This window comes from Nonomuraea sp. NPDC003709, from assembly GCF_040610775.1.
Taxonomy (GTDB): domain Bacteria; phylum Actinomycetota; class Actinomycetes; order Streptosporangiales; family Streptosporangiaceae; genus Nonomuraea; species Nonomuraea angiospora_A.
Genome location: NZ_JBEXMW010000008.1, coordinates 333,473 through 351,079 on the forward strand (window position 1 = coordinate 333,473; position 17,607 = coordinate 351,079).

10 protein-coding genes are annotated in these 17,607 nt (G+C 71.7%); 6 read left to right on the forward strand and 4 right to left on the reverse strand.

The window, feature by feature from the left end:
- Positions 1-7 precede the first annotated feature (7 nt).
- On the reverse strand, positions 8-6,757 hold the full coding sequence (locus ABZX61_RS25940; protein ID WP_355198371.1) for an NACHT domain-containing protein: 6,750 nt from the start codon (positions 6,755-6,757) through the stop codon (positions 8-10).
- Between the two features lie 111 nt (positions 6,758-6,868).
- Positions 6,869-7,456, reverse strand: coding sequence for a helix-turn-helix domain-containing protein (locus ABZX61_RS25945; protein WP_350727120.1), 588 nt, complete (start codon positions 7,454-7,456; stop codon positions 6,869-6,871).
- Between the two features lie 180 nt (positions 7,457-7,636).
- Between ABZX61_RS25945 and ABZX61_RS25950 the strand changes: the two genes are divergently transcribed.
- A complete protein-coding gene (locus tag ABZX61_RS25950) occupies positions 7,637-8,536 on the forward strand; it encodes an LLM class flavin-dependent oxidoreductase (protein ID WP_355198373.1) in 900 nt (299 codons plus the stop codon).
- A 15-nt stretch (positions 8,537-8,551) separates the two neighbouring features.
- On the opposite strand, the gene ABZX61_RS25955 is transcribed toward ABZX61_RS25950, so the two are convergent.
- Positions 8,552-9,892, reverse strand: a complete 1,341-nt coding sequence (locus ABZX61_RS25955) for a hypothetical protein (protein WP_355198375.1) — start codon at positions 9,890-9,892, stop codon at positions 8,552-8,554.
- A gap of 83 nt (positions 9,893-9,975) precedes the next feature.
- Positions 9,976-10,662: a sulfotransferase family protein gene (locus tag ABZX61_RS25960; protein WP_355198377.1), complete on the reverse strand. Its 687-nt coding sequence runs from the start codon at positions 10,660-10,662 to the stop codon at positions 9,976-9,978.
- Between the two features lie 97 nt (positions 10,663-10,759).
- Between ABZX61_RS25960 and ABZX61_RS25965 the strand changes: the two genes are divergently transcribed.
- Genes ABZX61_RS25965 through ABZX61_RS25985 form a run of 5 tightly spaced genes read left to right on the forward strand, consistent with a single transcriptional unit; the run spans position 10,760 to position 17,563 of the window.
- Complete coding sequence (locus ABZX61_RS25965) at positions 10,760-12,289, forward strand: AMP-binding protein (protein ID WP_355198379.1); 1,530 nt, start codon at positions 10,760-10,762, stop codon at positions 12,287-12,289.
- A 39-nt stretch (positions 12,290-12,328) separates the two neighbouring features.
- A complete protein-coding gene (locus ABZX61_RS25970) occupies positions 12,329-13,888 on the forward strand; it encodes an NAD(P)-binding domain-containing protein (RefSeq protein ID WP_355198381.1) in 1,560 nt (519 codons plus the stop codon).
- A complete protein-coding gene (locus ABZX61_RS25975; RefSeq protein ID WP_355198383.1) occupies positions 13,888-14,931 on the forward strand; it encodes an alpha-hydroxy acid oxidase in 1,044 nt (347 codons plus the stop codon). Before ABZX61_RS25970 ends, ABZX61_RS25975 begins: the two co-directional genes overlap by 1 nt.
- Positions 14,925-16,250, forward strand: coding sequence for a cytochrome P450 (locus ABZX61_RS25980; protein WP_355198385.1), 1,326 nt, complete (start codon positions 14,925-14,927; stop codon positions 16,248-16,250). The genes ABZX61_RS25975 and ABZX61_RS25980 overlap by 7 nt, the downstream gene beginning before the upstream one ends.
- Positions 16,247-17,563 (forward strand): cation:proton antiporter, encoded by a 1,317-nt coding sequence (locus ABZX61_RS25985; RefSeq protein WP_355198387.1) that lies wholly within the window; start codon positions 16,247-16,249, stop codon positions 17,561-17,563. The genes ABZX61_RS25980 and ABZX61_RS25985 overlap by 4 nt, the downstream gene beginning before the upstream one ends.
- Positions 17,564-17,607 lie beyond the last annotated feature (44 nt).

The window sequence follows — 17,607 nt, forward strand, 5'->3', positions numbered from 1 at the left end:
CGACGCCTCATGTGCCGGGAGTTTCCCAGAGAGGGTGGTCCAGCGGGACCTGACGGACCGACGGCAGGTACAGGTCGAGCTCGCCAGGCTCGAGCCGGCGCATGCCCACGACGAACCAGAACTGCCCGGCCACCTCGCCCATCTGCTTGTAACGCCCGTCGGGCGTCAGCGCGACCCAGCCGTTCGGCAGGCCGAGCAGGGTGGCACGCCGCGCGGGGGCCGTGCCGGGACCGACGTCCCACAGGATGACGCCGCCGTCGTCCCCGGCGCTGGCCAGGAGATCGCCCGACGGCGCGAAGGCCACCGAGACCACGCGCCGGGTGTGCCCGGTCAGGGTGTGCAGCCGGCGGCCTGTCTCAGGATCCCAAAGGTGTACGGCGAGGTCGTCGCCGGCTGTGGCGAGCAACGACCCGTCGGGGCTGAAAGCGGCCGCCCACAACCGGCCGGTCCCCTCCCGGAGCACGTTGAGGCACTCCCCGGTGGCCACGTCCCAGACGCGGGCCGTGCCGTCGTGGCCGGCACTGGCCAGCCGGTCGCCCGACGGGTGGAAGGCCACCGCGTAGACGCGGTCGTCGTGGCCGGTCAGCCGGACCCGCAGCGTGCCGGTCTCGGCGTCCCACAGCCGTACGAGGCGGTCGTCGCAGCCGGTGGTGACGAGCCGCCCGTCGGGGCTGAACGCGATGGCGCGCACCCGCCCGCGGTGGTTCGTCAGCTCGGCCGCCAGCCGCCCGGTCGGGTGGTGCCAGATCCTGACGCTGTCCTCGTCGTCGGCGATGGCCAGCATGCTTCCGTCAGGGCTGAACGCCTCGGTCCACACCTGGTCGGTGTCGGCGTTGAGCTCGCGCTCGTGCTCACCCGTGGCGGCGTTCCAGAAGTGCACGCCGCCGTCGTCGGTGGCGGTGGCCAGCAGCGGACCGGCGGGGGAGAACGCCGCGGAGACGAGCCGGTCGGAGGTGCCGGTGAACTGCCGCAGCTGCCGCCCGGTCCACGGCTCCCACACGCGTACGACGCCGTCGTTGCCGCCGGTCGCCAGCATCGAGCCGTCGGCGCTGAACCGTACTGTGGAGATCCGCCGCCCGTGCCCGCGCAGGATGCGCCGGCTCCGGCCGGTGAGCGCGTCCCACAGGCGCACCGTGCCGTCGTTGCCGCTGGTGGCGAGCTGCCGGCCGTCGGGCCGGAAGGCGAACGGCCACACCGAGGTATGGTGCCCCGTCAGTTCCACCCGCTCACCGTCGAGCCGCTGGAGCCGCACCACCCCGCGTGCGTCCCCGCTGGCCAGCACGTGCCCGTCGGGGCTGAACAGCACCTGGTGGACAGCGGTGTCGTGACCCGGCAGGGCTCCGCGAGGAGTGCCGTCGGCCACGTCCCACAGCCGTACCGCGCCCGTGGTGTCTCCTGAGGCCAGCAGCCGTCCGGTGAGGTCGAAGGACAGCGTGCGGACCGGGCCCGCGTGGCCGGGGAGCTCCCGTACGAGCGAGCCTTCGTGCGGGTCCCACAGGCGGATCAGGCCCGTGGCGTACCCGGCTGCCAGCAGGCGGCCGTCCGGGCTGGGCGCCAGGCGATGCACCGCGCCGCCGTGGCCGGCGAGCTCGTGCCGCACCCGGCCGGTGCCCGGCTCCCAGACCCTGATCGTGCCGGTGGCGTCGCCGGTCGCCAGCAGGTCGCCGGCGAACGCGGCGGTGTGGAGCGGGGAGGATTGGCCGGGGAAGGTCGCCACCGTTTCCCCTGTGCGCACCGACCACACGCGCACCACCCCGTCGGCGCCGCCGGCCATCACCCGCTCACCGGATGGGCTGAGCACCACCGGCCAGACGCCTTCCGGGTGCCCGGTGAGCACGTGCAGGCACTCGCCTGTGGCGGGGTCCCACAGGCAGATCGTGCCGTCGTCGGCGCCGGTGACCAGCGTGCCGGGGGCGTACGCGGTCTTGTGGACGCGCCCCCGGTGCCCGTACAGGGTGCGCAGCGGCAAGCCGGTGGCGGAGTCGCAGATGAGCACGCCGCCGTCGTCGCTGCCCACGGCCAGGGTGTTGCCGTCGGGGTGGTAGGCGATCGGCTCGGGCAGGTGGCCGCTCTCGTGGCGATGGCCGTACGGCACGCCGAGCAGCGCGGGCGCCACCTCGACGGACACCGGCCGGCCCGGCGCGATCGCGGCGCCGCGCAGGGCGGGGTCGTCGGCCAGCGCCGGTGAGAGGGTCACGGCGATCAGTGCCGCGTGGTCCCAGCGGCTGCCCTCGGTCGCGATGTCGCGCAGGTCGGCCCGGGCCAGCCTGGCCCGGGTCAGGTCCGCTCCACGCAGGTCGGCCCCGGTCAGTACGGCCTCGTCCAGCCGCGCACCCACGAGCCGGGCGTCCCGCAGCACCGCCCGCGCCAGGTTGGTCCCCACGAGCCGGGCGTCGGTGAGGTCCGCCCCGCTCAGGTCGACGCCGGAGAGGTCCCGGTACGACAGGTCCTCGCCGGTCAGCCGGGCCCCCCGTAGATCGGGGCCGGCGGGCAGCCGCAGCCGGCCGGCGATCTTCATCGCGTTGGCCCGCGAGACGTCGTCGGCGTCCGCGTCGGCCAGCGTCTCCGTCACCCACGACCGCAGCCACCGTACGTCCGCCAGGTCACACAGGAAGTCCACGGTCAGCGTCGACAAGTGCCGGCGCGGCAGCGGCGCGGGATCGCCCAGGGCGACATGCCGGGCGATCAGCCACTCCATCACCGAGGAATGGATGAACCCGAACATCCCCTCCTCGGTCCGCACCAGCAGGCTGCCCGACCCCACCGCGTGCGCCGCCTGTGCGGCCGACATCCGCCCGTCGGCCAGCCCGGTCAGCGTCTCACCGATCTCGGTCAGCTCGTCCAGATCCAGCAGCGACTTCCCGGACTCCCACAGCCGCAGCGCCAGCGCCGTCACCGCCTGCCACAGCTCCTCGGTGCTCAGCACCGCCGCCGAGCCCGGCACCCCGGCCCGCCGCTCCTCGAAGGCCAGCCACGAGGTCAGGATCTCCTCGTACAGCCCTGCCGCGCTGATCGCGCCGCCCGTCGTGGCCACCGTGCGCAGCCGCTCGCCGGGCAGGTCGGCGACGAAGCTGAGCATGCGCGGGTTCTGGGCCAGGCCCAGCAGATCCGAGATGCCGCCGATCAGCGCGAACCGGTCGTCGGCGGCCTGCTCGTCGCCGTACCTGTTGAGCAGGTACGCCCGCACCTGCGCGGGGGTGAAATCCTCCACGGTCAGCACCCGGCGCTGCGGCAGCATGCCCACCATCTCGCCCAGCGCGGTGAGGACCTGATGGTGTGACCTGAAGTGCTGCGTACGGCTGGTGACCACGATCTTGGCCTTGTCCTGGGCCGCGGCGAGCAGCGTGGTCAGGTGGTCGGCCGCCCGGTCGTAGGTGACCCGCGTCACCAGCTCGTCGAAGCCGTCGAAGAGCAGCACGATCCGCCCCTGGCGCAGCATGTAGTGGAACGCCTTGAGATCGATGAACCGCTCGTGGTGCGCGGCGAGGTGCGCCGCCACCAGGGAGTCCATCGACTGGGCCTTTTCCAGGAAGCGCAGCTCGATGAAGACCGGCGTCAGGTGCGGCAGCTCGGCCGGGATGCGCCGGGCCAGCTCGCGAAGGGCGAACGTCTTGCCCCGGCCGAAGTCGCCCAGCACCAGCATGAACCGTCCGTGGTCGGCGGCCAGCAGCCGCATCAGCTCCTCGGCCAGGTCCTCCTGGACGCCCGGCTGGGGACGGTCCAGCTCCCTGAACCGCTGGGGTACGTACAGGTCGGGCGGGTAGCGCCGGTCGGAGCGCAGCCGCCTGGTCTGCTCGGCCACGTAGTCCGACAGGTCGAGCAGGCCCTGGAATTCGATGAAGCTGCGCAGCCTGAGCCCTCTGCGCGTGGCGTAGTCGCGCACCGCCGTGGCCGGCGCGGGCCCCTGGTAGACCAGTTCGGATCCCGGGCCTGGCACGGCGGCGTGCACATGCCGCAGGAACGCCTCCACGTCGGGTTCGGTGACCCGGCCCAGGTGAGCGCCGATGAGGTACTGGCGGACGAACCCGTCCTCGGGGACGGTCATCAGCAGGTACGGGGGGTGAGCCGGCACCGTGCGGATCTGGGCGTGTTCGTACCGGGCCTCGCACACCTCGGCGACCCGGTCCAGCAGGCTCGCCCTGTCGGCCGGCTCCGCCACCAGCGGCGGTACGTCGAGCATCGCCTCGGCGGACGGTGTCCGAGGTGGGGGGAAGGCGCCGTGCCAGATGGAGTGGTCGCCGGGTGGCTCGTTCTCCACCCAGTCGCCGGAGATCGGCTGCGGCGTCGAGCCGTTCAGGTCGAGCCGCAGCTCGATGTCCCATTCGCCGTCCCATTCGCCGTTCTGGAGCGCGACGATGTCCGCCTGCACCAGGTTGATCAGGCTCGCCCATTCGCCGGCCGCGCACTGCGAGCGCCACAGCAGGGTGTGGCGTCGCCACTCGGTGAGCGGGTCCTCGTGCCCCGGGAGCAACGCGCCGGCCCTGAGGACCGCCAGGCAGGCCAGCGCGATCACCAGCAGGTTGGCGGAGTAGTAGGCGTGGCGCTGCGGAAGGCCGGCCGTGCGCGGGCGGTAGTTCGGGTACGGCACGCTCAACCGCGTGTCCAACCGGCGGCTCAGCCACATGACGAGCTCGCCCCAGAGGCTCTCCGCGCCCTTCGCCTCGGCCAGCTCCCGCAGGAAGGAGACGACGGTGGTACGGGACGACAGCGCCGACCATGACAGCAGGGCCTGCAGCAGCCCGTCGTCGACCTCGGTCACCACCAGGCCCGACTGCTTGACGGCCAGGTCGCCCAGCAGCGTGGTGATGAGCCGGGCGGTGAGATACTCGCCGAAGGTCGCGTGCAGGAACTCGTAGGTCTGCACCACGTCGTGGTCGCGGGTGGCCTGCGCGCGATGGACGAAGAAGAACTTCGCGATGGCGAGTTCGCCGGCCGTGAGCGGAGTGGCGAAGGTGACGGTGCGTACCTGCGCGGGAAACTCCAGTCCCGACAGATCGTGGTCCAGTTCGGCCGTGGTCACCCACTGGCGGCCTCGGTTCAACATCGCGAACGCGACGTACGACAGGTGCAGCATCTCGCGTTCGAGCAGGAACGGTATCTGGTCCTCGGGATAGGCCTTCTCCAGCTCCCGCTCCACGAATCTGCGCATCAGCCGTTCGTAGAGCTCCGTCTGCCGGAACTCCGCCGCGTCCTTGCTCAGCGCGTTCCCGTCGGCGTCATACAGCGCGAGCATCAGCAGGAGCAGCGGTTGCTCCGCCAGGGCTCGCTGGGCGAGCGCGACGTCCAGAGCGAGCGGCCTGATCCTCTGTCGGACGAAATAGGCGTCGTTCCTGGCGTTCCAGGCGGTCAGCCAGCGGTCGATCTGCGCCTCGTTGAACGGTTCGAGCCTGGCGACCACGGTGCCGGGGACGAATGCGGCCCGATCCGCGACGGCCGTACGCGAGGTGATGACGACCGCGACCGCCCGACCGGCATCGGCCTCGCGCCGCTGGAACCGGGCCACCTTCTCGAGGTAGTCGGACTGGCGCACCCCCGTCGCCTGCAGCAGCTCGTCGAAGCCGTCGAGCAGGACCACGGGCAGGACGCCCTCGGCGCTCCTGGCCAGAGCGGGCCACTCCAGCCGCTCACCGCTGAGCCGGTAGACGGCCTGCTCGATCTGCTCCTGGATGTCGGCGTTCGCCGCCACGTCCCGCAACGGCACCCGGACCGGCAGGTACCGTCCCTCAGGCAGCCGGGCGGCCAGGACCTTGGTCAGCAGGGACTTGCCCGCGCCGGGTTGGCCGAGGATGACGAACGGCACCTCGCTCGCCGTCGACCGGGTGAGAAAGCCGGCGAGGAACCGCGGCAGGTCATCGCGGACCTCCAGGTCGTCCCACCACGCTTCGAGGCTGGGGTCGGTGGGGTGGCGCACCTCGCTCGTACGGAAGCGAGGCGTCACATAGGCCTCCTCGACGGTCGGCAGTCGCACGGCGGCGGCCGTCTCGTCCTGTCCCCTCGTCGCCGCCAGCGGTTCCTTCAACGCCGCGCGGTGCAGCCTGCTCAGGGCGGTCAGCTGGGCCGGGAGGGCGGCGCCCGAGGTGACCAGGGACAGCAAGTGCTCGAGCTCCGCCAGGCCTGCTCTCGTCGCCTGATGCTCGATCATCCCCGCCCACAGCGCGAATTCGGGGACGTCGAGCGCCAGCCTCCGGTACCGGTCCTCGTAGTGCCGGACGGCCGTCTCCGGCAGCTTCCGCTCGAGTTGGGCGACGACCTTCTCCCGCTCGGCCGGACCGAGCCCATCCCAGACCTTCAGCCTCATGACGAACGACCGCAGGCGATGACCGTACGTCTCGTAGAACTCGAGGACGGCTCGCTTGGCCTGTTCGAAAGGAAGGTACGGCGAAGGACGGGGGAGGCCACGCGACAGGTCGATGCCCGGATGCCCGGCCAGCTTCGCCTGCTCCTCCTTGCTCATCCGCAGGTCCTGCGAGCTGAACGGCAGATCGATGGAGTCAACCGCCTCGAAGAACGCCGTGATGACCAGGATCGTGTGCGCGGCCTCCATCCGTTCGGTACGGCTGTGCCATTCGCGGCCGGTGCGCCACTCGCGCCACCGGCCGAGGAGGGTGTTGCCCACCTGCACGAACTGCTGTTTGGCGTCGATCACGTCCCAGAGCCCGAGCGTGCCGATGCTGAGCAGCAGGTCGATCTTCTCGACCGCCGGATCGGCGCCGCCCAGGAGCCGAACGGCGTCGGCGTACCGGTAGTCCTTCGCCATGTCCACGATCCTCTATCGCCGCGGGGAGCGTGTGAATCAGTTTGTTCACTTCGGGGGACGGAAGACCGGCTCGTCCGGCATCCGGAACGCTGATCCGCGACCTCGCCGACCCTAGCGGTGCGGCAGGCGCAGCCCTGCGATGAGGAGCTCGACCAGCCGGCGTGCGTCGTAGCGGGGATCGTTGTCGGCGCCGATGCAGAGGTTGCCGACGCCGCGCATGAGCTCGTAGGCGTCCACGTCGGAGCGGATCTCGCCGGCGGCGGCCGCGGCTTCGAGGAGCTGGGCGCACGCGGGCACGAGCCGGTCGAGGAAATAGGCGTGCAGCGTGTCGAAGCCGGCGTCGTCCGACCGCAGCACGGCGGCCAGCCCGTGCTTGGTGACCAGGAAGTCGACGAACAGGTTGATCCATCGCCCCAGCGCGGCGTGCGGGGTCGCGCCGCTCGCCAGCAGGGTCGGAGCGGCCTCGGCGCAGGCCTCGACCTGGTGCCGGTAGACGGCGATGATGAGGTCCGCCCGCGTCGGGAAGTGGCGGTAGATCGTGGCCACCCCGACTCCCGCCCTGGCCGCGACGTCGCGCACCGGCGCTTCGACGCCCGAGGTCACGAAGACCGCCGCGGCGGCGTCGAGCAGCGTCCTCTCGTTGCGCCGGGCGTCGGCCCGCTTGCGCGGGGCTGCCCGCCCCGTGCCGCCCTCGTTCACCGTGCCGCTTCCTCCACTGCCGAGCTTGCCAAAACGGAACCGCGTTCCTTATCGTAATCGGAACTAGGTTCCGATTGCTCATGATGCCAGAGCAGAGCTCTGGTCACCAAGTATGGCGCGGTCAGGAAGCGCCGCGCTGAACCGTGTTCCGATTGACCGACCGAAAGGATCAGCGGCCCGATGTTGCACACCTCCCGGCCCCGCTTCGGGATCATGACCGCCCCGTCGCAGGTCGACTACCAGGACGTCCTGCGGGTCTGGCGCGAGGCGGACACGATTCCGGAGATCGAGCACGCATGGCTGTTCGATCATCTCCTGCCCATCTTCGGCGACCCCGACGGGACGACGTACGAAGGCTGGACCCTGCTCTCGGCCCTCGCCGCGCAGACCCGGCGGCTGCGCCTCGGCCTGCTCGTGACCAGCAACCGCTTCCGGCCGCCCGCGCTACTGGCCAAGATCGCCGCGACCGTCGACATCGTCTCCGGCGGACGGCTCGACTTCGGCATCGGCGCCGGCTCGCGGCCCAGCTGGCCCTCGGCCCGGCGCGAGTACGACGCACACGGCCTGCCCTTCCACGACGCCGCGCACGCCGTGGGGAGCCTCGCCGAGGCGTGCACGGTGATCCGGCGGCTGTGGACCGAGGACGAACCGTTCGACTTCCACGGCACCTACGTCCGGCTCACCGGGGCGTTCTGCAACCCCAAACCCGTCCAGCGCCCTCACCCGCCCATCCTCATCGGCGGACGCTCGGGCCCGACGCTGCGCGTGGCCGCCGAGCACGCCGACCTGTGGAACATCCCCGGCGGCGACATCGACGACGTCGTCCGCCGCAGCCGGCTGCTGGACCGCTACTGCACCGAGCTCGGCCGCGACCCCGCCTCGATCATCCGATCGATCCACCTGCCGGTCTCCTACGACCAGCCCGACATCACCCGGGACGCGATCGGCGAGGCGCTCGACGCCGGCTTCCGGCACATCGTCCTCGGACTGTCGGCGCCCTACCCCGCCGGCGTCGCGCGCTGGGTCGCCGACGAGCTCATCACCACGTCGGCCCGAGCCGCCGCCGAGGTCGGCCGCTGAGGTCGGCCGGGGAGGTCAGTCGCTGAGCAGGCCACGGGCGCGCAGGTCGGACAGGAGGTCGGGCGGCAGGGCCGGGCAGCGGCTCACGGTGACCTCCTTGAGCGACGGGAAGCCGCCGGCCTCTCCCAGGTCGCTCAGCGAGCCGCAGTCGTAGAGGTGCAGGGCGCGCAGGGAGAGCAGGCGCTCGAGCCCGTCCAGGGTGGTCAGGCGGCCGGTGCAGGCGACGTAGAGCTCCTCCAGGTTCAGCAGCCCCGCGAACGGGCTGAGGTCGGAGAGGTGGTCCAGCCCCTGGAGGGTCAGGGTGCGCAGGGCGGGCATGCGCGCGAGCGCGGAGAAGTCCGTCATGAGGTCGGTGTAGGCCAGGTACACCTCGCTGACCGACGGGTGCCCTTCGAGCCCGTCGAGCGAGGTGAGCTTGGTGAAGCTCTCGACGGTGATCCCGGCCAGGGCGGGCAGCCGCGACAGCGGGCGCAGGTCGGGGAGCGGCGCGCTGGGCAGGCCGAGGTTCGTCAGGCGGGGGTGGTGGCCGAGGCCGTCGAGGCTCTTCAGCTTCGTGCAGCCGCTGAGATACGCCCGTTCGAGCGCGGGCATGGCGGCGATGCCGTCGAGACTGGTCAGGCGGGCGCAGTGCATGTGCAGATCGGTCACGGAGTCGAGGCCGTACAGGCCGTCGATGCTTGTGATCTTGGTACGGCTCACGTCCAGTTCGGTCAGCTGTCGCAGCCCGGACAGCGGCCGGATGTCCTCGATGAACCGGCAGTTGTCGAGACCGAGCCAGTCCAGGTACGGGAACGCCTCGCCGAACCCCTCGACACTGGTCACCCCGCTGCTGCGCAGGCTGAGACGGCGCAGGTTGCGCAGGCCGAGCAGCGGGGAGACGTCGGACACCGCGGGGGAGCTGGTGACCTCGAGCACCTCAAGGCCGATGAGCCCGGCGAGCGGCCGCAGGTCGCTGACGGCCGCGCAGCCGTCCAGCTTGAGCTCGCGCAGCTCGGTCAGCGCGGCGAGCTCGGAGAGGTCGGTGAGGCTCTTGCAGTGGTCGAGGACCAGCGTCCGCAGGATCGTCAGGTGGCGCAGCCCGGTGAGCGAGTCACGCCGGCGCAGCTCCAGCTCGGTACGGCCCTCGTCGTCGAAGGCGGGGGCGAGCAGGTGCTCGGCGAAGGCGTCGGGGTCGAGCGCCTGGGGCCACAGCCTGAGCAGCTTCTCGGACGACGGCTCGGCGATCTCCGCGAACTCCGCGGCCAGCGCGAGCGCGTCGCCCTCTCCGCGCAGCGCGAGCTCACGCAGGGATTTCCAGGCACGTTCCGGGGACGCGGACGCCAGTTTGGCGCGGTAGTCGGAAAGGTCCAGGTTCATGCCATGCCACCCTACGCATTCGCGATCTTCCTGGATGGCGTTCGGGAACACCCGGCCGATCGTGCGGGAGAGCCGGGGCGCCGTCAGCGGCCGCGCACGATCAGCTGAAGGAGCCGGCGCGGCCGTTTCGCGCGGAACGCGGCCCGCTCGTTGACCTGCGGGAACGGTATCTCCGGCACGGGCACGCCGAGGAACGCGCACAGCGGCTCCCACCCGTCCCGCACCTCGAACACCAGCAGCCGCTCCGCCGGGATCGCCGCCCGCACCTCGGCCGCGTGCCGTTCGTAGACGTCGAGGACGTGGTCGCGGTCGTCGATGCGGCCGCCGAAGACGCGGTCCATGACGGTCGCCCTGGCCATGCGCGGGTAGAGGGCGAAGTCCGGCGCGCGGCGGGTCACCAGCCAGCGGGTCACCCGGCGGCGCAGAGGGAGCCGGCGCTCCTCCAGGGCGCTGCGGAAGATGGTCTCGCTGACGCTGTCGTACCAGCGGGCGGGGTCGCGGACGGTCAGGACGACCTTGGCGTCCGGGTAGTGCTCGGCCAGCTCGCGCCAGTACGCGGAGGCGGGCCAGTCGAGCGCGGACCGGAAGCCGGTGAACAGCGTGTCCCAGTCGCGCGAGCGGCCCTCCCCGACGTCGAGCCACTGCCGGACGCGGTACGGCTCCGCGATGACCATCGACATGTGGTAGCAGGGGCCGAAGCCCAGGATCTCGAGGGCCGCCTTGAGCGACCGCGTGCCCGTGCGCCCGAAGCCCGCGCCGATCACTTTCACGTCGCGCTCACCACCTGCACGTCTCTGATGGGTCTCTGATCTGTGCCGTCTAATGTCGCGATAAATCCGGAAATATGAAAGCCCAGAGGAGGCGCACATGCCCTTCCCGCAGCCTCTGCTCGACGCGCTGCGCGATGCCCCGGATCGACCGGCCTTCGAGCACGGCGACAGGACCCTCTCCCGGGGCGAGCTGCTGGAGTTGATCCGGCGGCTGGCGGGCGCGATGCGCGCCGCGGGCCTGGGTCCTGGGCGGGCCGTCGCGGTGCGCACGGCAGTCACGCCCGAGGCGTTCGCCGCCCACATGGCCGCGCACACGCTGGGCTGCCGGGTCGTCGGCATCCGGCCCGGCTATCCGGAGGGGCAGCTCGCCCACGTGCTGGGGATGGGGATCGACGCCCTGCTCGTGGATCCCGCGACCGCGACCCCCGACCTGCGCCGCGCCGCGGCCCGTCACCTCCCCGGCCGGCCGACGCTGTCCCTGGGCCCCTGTACGGGCGCCGGCGACCTGCTGGCGCACCCCGACGACGGACGGCCGCTGACCGTGACCGCCCGCCCCGACGACGTGGCGGCCCTGACCTTCACCAGCGGCAGCACCGGCCGCCCGAAGGGGTGCGCGATCACGTACCGGGCGCTCGGCGAGCACTGGGCGTGGCAGCCGCGCGTGTGGTCGCCCGTCGCGGCCGGGCTCGCCGGGGCCTTCGAGCGGTACCTGCTGTTCGGCACGCTGGCCAGCATGGTCGTGATGGAGTTCGTGGCGCCGTGCCTGCTCGGCGGCGGCACGGCGGTGATCCCGGAGAACGACGGGCGGCCGATGTTCCCGTACGCGATCGAGCGCCACCGGATCACCGGCTCGATCATCACCGTGCCCCGGCTCTTCCAGATGCTGAAATTTCTGGACAAGGTGGATGTGAGCAGCTTGCGGGCGCTGATGGTCTCGGGGTCGCCCATCAGCGCGCGGCGGCTGGCCGAGGCCGTCGAGAAGCTGGGCCCGGTCGTCTACCAGGGCTACGGCCAGACCGAGGCGGGCAACATCGCCATGCTCACCCCCGGCCACATCGCCGCCGGCGTGCTGGAGCCCGTCGGCCGCCCGCATCCCGGGGTCGAGATCAGCGTGCGCGACGAGCACGACCGCGAGCTGCCCCCGGGCGTGACGGGCGAGATCCACGTACGCAGCCCGTACCTGATGCGGGGTTACTGGGGCGACGAGGAGGAGACCCGCGAGACCCTGAAGGACGGCTGGCTGCGCACCCGCGACCTCGGCCACGTGGACGGGGACGGCTTCCTCCACCTGGCCGGCCGCTCCCGCGACGTGATCATGGTCAACGCCATGGTGGTGTACGCGGGCCCGATCGAGCGCGCGCTGACCGATCACCCCGGCGTGGACGAGGCGTACGTGGTGGGCGCCCCGGACGAGGACACGGGCGAGGCCGTGCACGCGTTCGTCGTCCCGGCCGCGGGCCGGACCCCGGACCGGGGCGAGCTGAGGGCGCTGGTACGCGCGCGGCTCGGCGAGGACGGCGTTCCCCGGACGATCACGATCGTCCCCGCTGTCCCCCTCGCCACCAGCGGCAAGCCCGACAAACGCGCCCTCTCTGAGCAAATTCTGAGAATTGCCCGCCAACACTGAGGTTGTCCGTTCAATCACCTCGTTGTGGCGGAGGCTTCAGTGCCGGACAAGACCCTGGACTACCTGGTGATCGGCGCGGGCCCCGCGGGTTTGCAGCTGGGGTATTTCCTGCACGAGCAGGGGCGGGACTACCTGATCCTCGAGGCGGGTCCCGCGCCGGGCCAGTTCTTCCGCACCCACCCGCGCCATCGCACGCTGATCTCGATCAACAAGAAGTACACCGGATGGGACGACCCCGAGCTCAACCTCCGGATGGACTGGAACTCGCTGCTGTCCGACGACCCCGACCTGCTGTTCACCCGTTACAGCGACCGGTATTTCCCGCACGCCGACGACATGGTCCGCTACCTGTCCGACTTCGCCCAGAAGCGCGGCCTGCGCGTCGCCTACGACTCCCGGGTGGTCCGCGTGGACCGGCCCGGCTCCGTGTTCCGGGTGACGGACGAGACCGGGCGCACCTACGAGGCGAAGCGGGTCATCGTCGCGACCGGCGTCACCAAGCCCAACATCCCGCCCATCGCGGGCATCGAGACCGCCGACCTGTACGGCACCCACTCCACCGACCCGGCCGACTACGTCAACCAGCGCGTGCTCGTCATCGGCAAGGGCAACTCGGCCTTCGAGACGGCCGACAATCTGATGGAGACCGCCGCGGTCATCCACGTGGCGGGGCCGCGCTCGGTCCGCATGGCCTGGCGCACCCATTACGTCGGCCACCTGCGGGCGGTCAACAACGGCCTGCTGGACACCTACCAGCTCAAGTCCCAGAACGCGATCCTCGACGGCGACGTCAAGCGCGTCGAGCGCCGGCCGGACGGCACGTACCTGGTGACGGTCTCCTTCGTCCGGGTCGACGAGGTCACCAAGGACATCCCGTACGACAGCGTGATCCTCTGCACCGGCTTCCGCTTCGACGGCTCGATCTTCGGCGACGACTGCCGCCCCGAGCTGGTGATCAACGACAGGTTCCCGTCGCTCACCCCGGCCTACGAGTCCGTCAACGTGCCGGACCTCTACTTCGCCGGCACGATCACCCAGTCGCGCGACTTCAAGCACGGCACCAGCGGCTTCATCCACGGCTTCCGGTACGGCGTGCGCGCTCTGCACCGCGTCCTGGAGTCCCGCCACCACGATGTCCCCTGGCCCGCCACGGTGCTGCCCGCCGACCCGGCGGCGCTCGCGGCGGCGGTCATCGAACGGGTCAACCGCACCTCGGCGCTGTGGCAGCAGTTCGGGCTGCTGGCCGACGTCATCGTGCCCGACGGGGACACCGCCCGTTACCTGGAGGAGCTGCCGTACGACCTGCAGGGCCCGCCGATCGGCGACCGCGGCCACTTCGCGATCACCCTGGACTACGGGCCCGATCATGACAAGATCGACCCCTTCGACGTCGAGGTGGGCCGGATCCGCCAGAGCGACTCGGTCCGGGCGCACGAGGGCCACTACCTCCACCCCGTCGTCCGCCACCACGTGCCCGGTCAGCCCCCGGTCACCCACCACATCACCGAGAACCTCGAGAACGAGTGGACCTCCAAGGAGATCCACGTCGAGCCCCTCCGGGCCTTCTTCGCCGCGCGGCTGACGTCCGTACCGGTCTGATGGAGCGGTGGAGCCTGCGCGAGTTCGAGGCCGAGGCCCGCGCCCGCCTCGACCCCGCGCACTACGACTACTTCGCCGGCGGGGCCGATGACGAGGTCACCGTGCGCGCGAACGAGGCCGCGTTCGCCCGGATCGGGCTGCTGCCCAGGGTGCTGCGCGGCGCGGCCAAGCTGCAGACCGGCATCACCCTGCTCGGCAGCCGCGCCGCCATGCCCGTGCTGGTGGCGCCGACCGCGTTCCACCGCCTCGCCGACCCGGAGGGCGAGCGGGCCACCGCCCGCGCGGCGGCCGCCGCCGAGACGATCATGATCGTCAGCATGGCCGCCACCGTCGCGATCGAGGAGGTGGCGGCCGCCGCGCCCGGCGCCGAGCTCTGGTTCCAGCTGTACGTGCAGCCGGACCTGGCCTTCACCGAGACCGTCGTGCGCCGCGCCGAGGCGGCCGGCTGCAAGGCGCTGGTCGTCACCGTGGACTCGCCCGTGCTCGGCCGGCGCGAGCGGGACCTGCGCAACGACTTCCACGACCTGCCCGAACACCTGTGCTGCGAGAACCTGCGCGACGGCGACCGGGTTCGCCCGATCCTCATGTCGCCCGAGCTGTCGTGGGAGCACCTCGACCGGCTCCGGGAGATGACCGCGCTGCCGATCGTGGTCAAGGGCGTCACGCATCCCGGCGACGCCCGGATCGCGCTCGACCGAGGCGTCTCGGCGATCATGGTCTCGAACCACGGCGGGCGGCAGCTCGACACCGTACCCGCCTCGATCGACCTGCTGCCGGATATCGCCGCGGCCGTCGGCGGGGCCGTGCCAGTGCTGCTGGACGGCGGGATCCGGCGCGGCACGGACGTGCTGAAGGCGCTGGCGCTCGGCGCCACGGCGGTCGCCGTCGGCCGCCCGGTGATCTGGGGGCTGGCCGCGGGCGGCGAGCGGGGAGTGGCCCGCGTGCTCGGCCGGTTGCGCGCGGAGGTCGAGCACGCGCTCACGCTGTGCGGCTGCGCGTCGATCGGCGACCTCGACCCGGGCATGGTGCGGCGGCCATGCTGATCATCGGGCTGATCATCCTGGCCCTGGCGTTTGTGGCGAGCCTGCCGTGGTGGCTGCCGGCGAGGGTCGTGGCGCTGCGCGTACGCGTCTTCAACCGGATCAACGGGGACGAGGGCATCCCCGTCCCCGGAGACCTCGTGGGCGTCGACCGCTTCAGGGAGGTCTACTCGCACCCGGCCGCCGGCGGGCGCAGCCGGGGCGCCGCGCTGTCGGACCTGTTCTGGTACTGGCTGTCGCCCGGCCCCGAGATGCACCAGGAGCACCTGGAGGCGGGCGAGCGGTACGACGCGGTGGCCAAGGCTACGCGCGGGCTGCTCGCCGTGCCGCGCGACGAGGCCGAGGAGCTCACGCGCCGCTGCGCCGCCCGTACGCTGGCGGACGCGCGGGGGCTGGTGCGGCTGCGCGACCTGACGATGCCGCTGTGGGCCGAGTTCTCCTACGAGCTGGTGTTCGCCGAGCCGTGCCCGCGCGAGGCCCGCGACCTGATCGTGGGCAACGCGAACGACGTGGTCACCTCGCTCAAGTGCACCGGCCTGCGGCACATGGAACGCCGCCACCGCCTGACCCGCTACCTGCTCGGCCGCCTGTCACGCGTGCGGATCCCGCTCCCCGCCGGCCTGTCACCCCAGGAGCAGGCGTTCTACCTCCAGGGCGCCTTCTTCAACACCGCCGTCGTGCAGCTGTCGGAGGCCATGGCCCACCTGCTGATGGTCCTCGCGCAGCATCCCGGCGTGCAGGAGCGGGCCCGTACGGGGGACGACCGCTACCTCGACCAGGTGATCTCCGAAACGCTGCGGCTCTACCCGCTCTTCGGCATCGCCCACCGCATCACCACCGGCGAGATCCCGCTCGGCGAGCGCACCGCGATCCCGGCCGGGTCGGTGCTCTGCTTCGACTATCCCGAGTTCCACCGCGCCGGGTTCGCCGACCCGGACCGCTTCGACCCGGGCCGCTTCGACCGGCCCGTCAAAGAGCTCAACCACATCCCGTTCGGCGTCGCCGCCAACCGACCCTGCCCGGCCTGGCGGCTGGCGCCGATCGCGATGCGGGTCGCGGCTCGGGAGATCCTGCACCGCCACGCCCTGCACTCCTCGGCCGCACACACCCGGTCCCTGCCGAACCGGGGGCCGTGCCTGCTCACCCCGCCGCACGCGTCCCCGCCCCGCGCCGCGCTCGTCCTCATGCGGGTCCGCGACCGCTGGGAGGACGTCTGGCGCAGCCTCGTGCAACTCGTCCTCGGCACGTACATGGTCTGGGACGCCCGCCGGCAACGGCTCTGCGAGATCCACTTCGATCAACCAGCGGAGAACCGAACATGACCGTACTGGCCCACGTCACGTCTCCCGACCCGAACCTCGCCCTCATACTCAAGGTCCTGCCCGCCCTCGTCGTGATCCTGATCGTCGCGGCGATCTGCGGCCGGCTGGCGCAAATGGTGATGCAGCCGCGCGTGCTCGGCGAGATGGTCGCCGGCGTGCTCCTGGGGCCGACGTTCTTCGGCTGGCTCTTCCCCGACGCGCAGGCGGCCCTGTTCCCGAAGGACGTCAGGCCGGTCCTGTACGTGCTGAGCACCATCGGCCTGACGCTCTACATGTTCCTGGTCGGGGCGGGGCTCGACCACAGCGGGCGCACGCCCGGCGAGGTCCGCAAGGCGTCCGCGCTGGCCGTCTCGGGGATCGTCCCCTCGCTGCTGCTCGGCTTCGGCGCGGGCCTCCTCCTGTACGACCTGCTCTCGCTGCCGGACGTCAGCCCCTTCCAGTTCGCCCTGTTCGTCGGCGGGGCGCTGTCGCTGACCGCGTTCCCCATGCTGGCCAGGATCCTGTACGAGCGCGGCCTGGAGAATGCCCCGGTCGGCCGGCTCACCCTCATCGCCGCCTCCATCGACGACGCCCTGGCCTGGTGCATCCTGGCCGTCCTGTCGGCCATGCACCTCGGCACCGGCGCCGGCGACGCGCTGCCCACCATCGGCCTGACCGCGCTGTTCGCCGTCGTGATGCTCAAGGTGGTCGCCCCCCTGCTGCGCCCCCTGGGCGCGACCGTGGCCCGCACCGGCCGGCTCGGCGCCACCGGCATGTACGTCGTCATCCTCGTGCCGCTGACGGCCGGCTGGCTGACGGACTGGATCGGCGTCTACTCGGTCTTCGGCGGCTTCCTCGCCGGCCTGGCCATGCCCCGCGACCCCAAGTTCCGCGAGGCGCTGCACGGCCGGATGATGGAGATCGTCTCGACGCTGCTGCTGCCCACGTTCTTCACCTTCTCGGGGCTGAACACCCACCTCGGGGGCATCGCGGGCGGCGCCATGCTGCTGGCGTTCGGGCTGATCCTGCTCGCCGGGTTCGCCGGCAAGTACTTCGGGTGCGCGCTGGCGATGCGGGGGATGGGGTTCGGCTGGCGGGAGTCGTACGCGGTGGGGGCGCTCATGAACGCCCGCGGCCTGATGATCCTCATCTTCATCAACATCGGCCTGGCCCAGGGCATGATCAACCAGGAGCTCTTCGCGATGCTGGTGCTCGTGGCCATCCTCACCACGGCCGGCGCGCTGCCCCTCTACAAGCTGGCGCTGCCCGAGCGCCTCGAGACCCGGACCAAGGTTGCGGAAGTTTCGGAGCTGGTCAGGACCAATCCATCGTGATCGCGCAGGTGAACCGTGGTGCGCCTGGTTCTCGATCAACCAAT

What these genes read in the sequence shown, in the direction of transcription:
- ABZX61_RS25940 (WP_355198371.1), bottom strand. Translation starts at nt 6,757, where the DNA reads ATGGCGAAGGACTACCGGTACGCCGACGCCGTTCGGCTCCTGGGCGGC.
- ABZX61_RS25950 (WP_355198373.1), top strand. Translation starts at nt 7,637, where the DNA reads ATGTTGCACACCTCCCGGCCCCGCTTCGGGATCATGACCGCCCCGTCG.
- ABZX61_RS25955 (WP_355198375.1), bottom strand. Translation starts at nt 9,892, where the DNA reads ATGAACCTGGACCTTTCCGACTACCGCGCCAAACTGGCGTCCGCGTCC.
- ABZX61_RS25965 (WP_355198379.1), top strand. Translation starts at nt 10,760, where the DNA reads ATGCCCTTCCCGCAGCCTCTGCTCGACGCGCTGCGCGATGCCCCGGAT.
- ABZX61_RS25975 (WP_355198383.1), top strand. Translation starts at nt 13,888, where the DNA reads ATGGAGCGGTGGAGCCTGCGCGAGTTCGAGGCCGAGGCCCGCGCCCGC.
- ABZX61_RS25980 (WP_355198385.1), top strand. Translation starts at nt 14,925, where the DNA reads ATGCTGATCATCGGGCTGATCATCCTGGCCCTGGCGTTTGTGGCGAGC.
- ABZX61_RS25985 (WP_355198387.1), top strand. Translation starts at nt 16,247, where the DNA reads ATGACCGTACTGGCCCACGTCACGTCTCCCGACCCGAACCTCGCCCTC.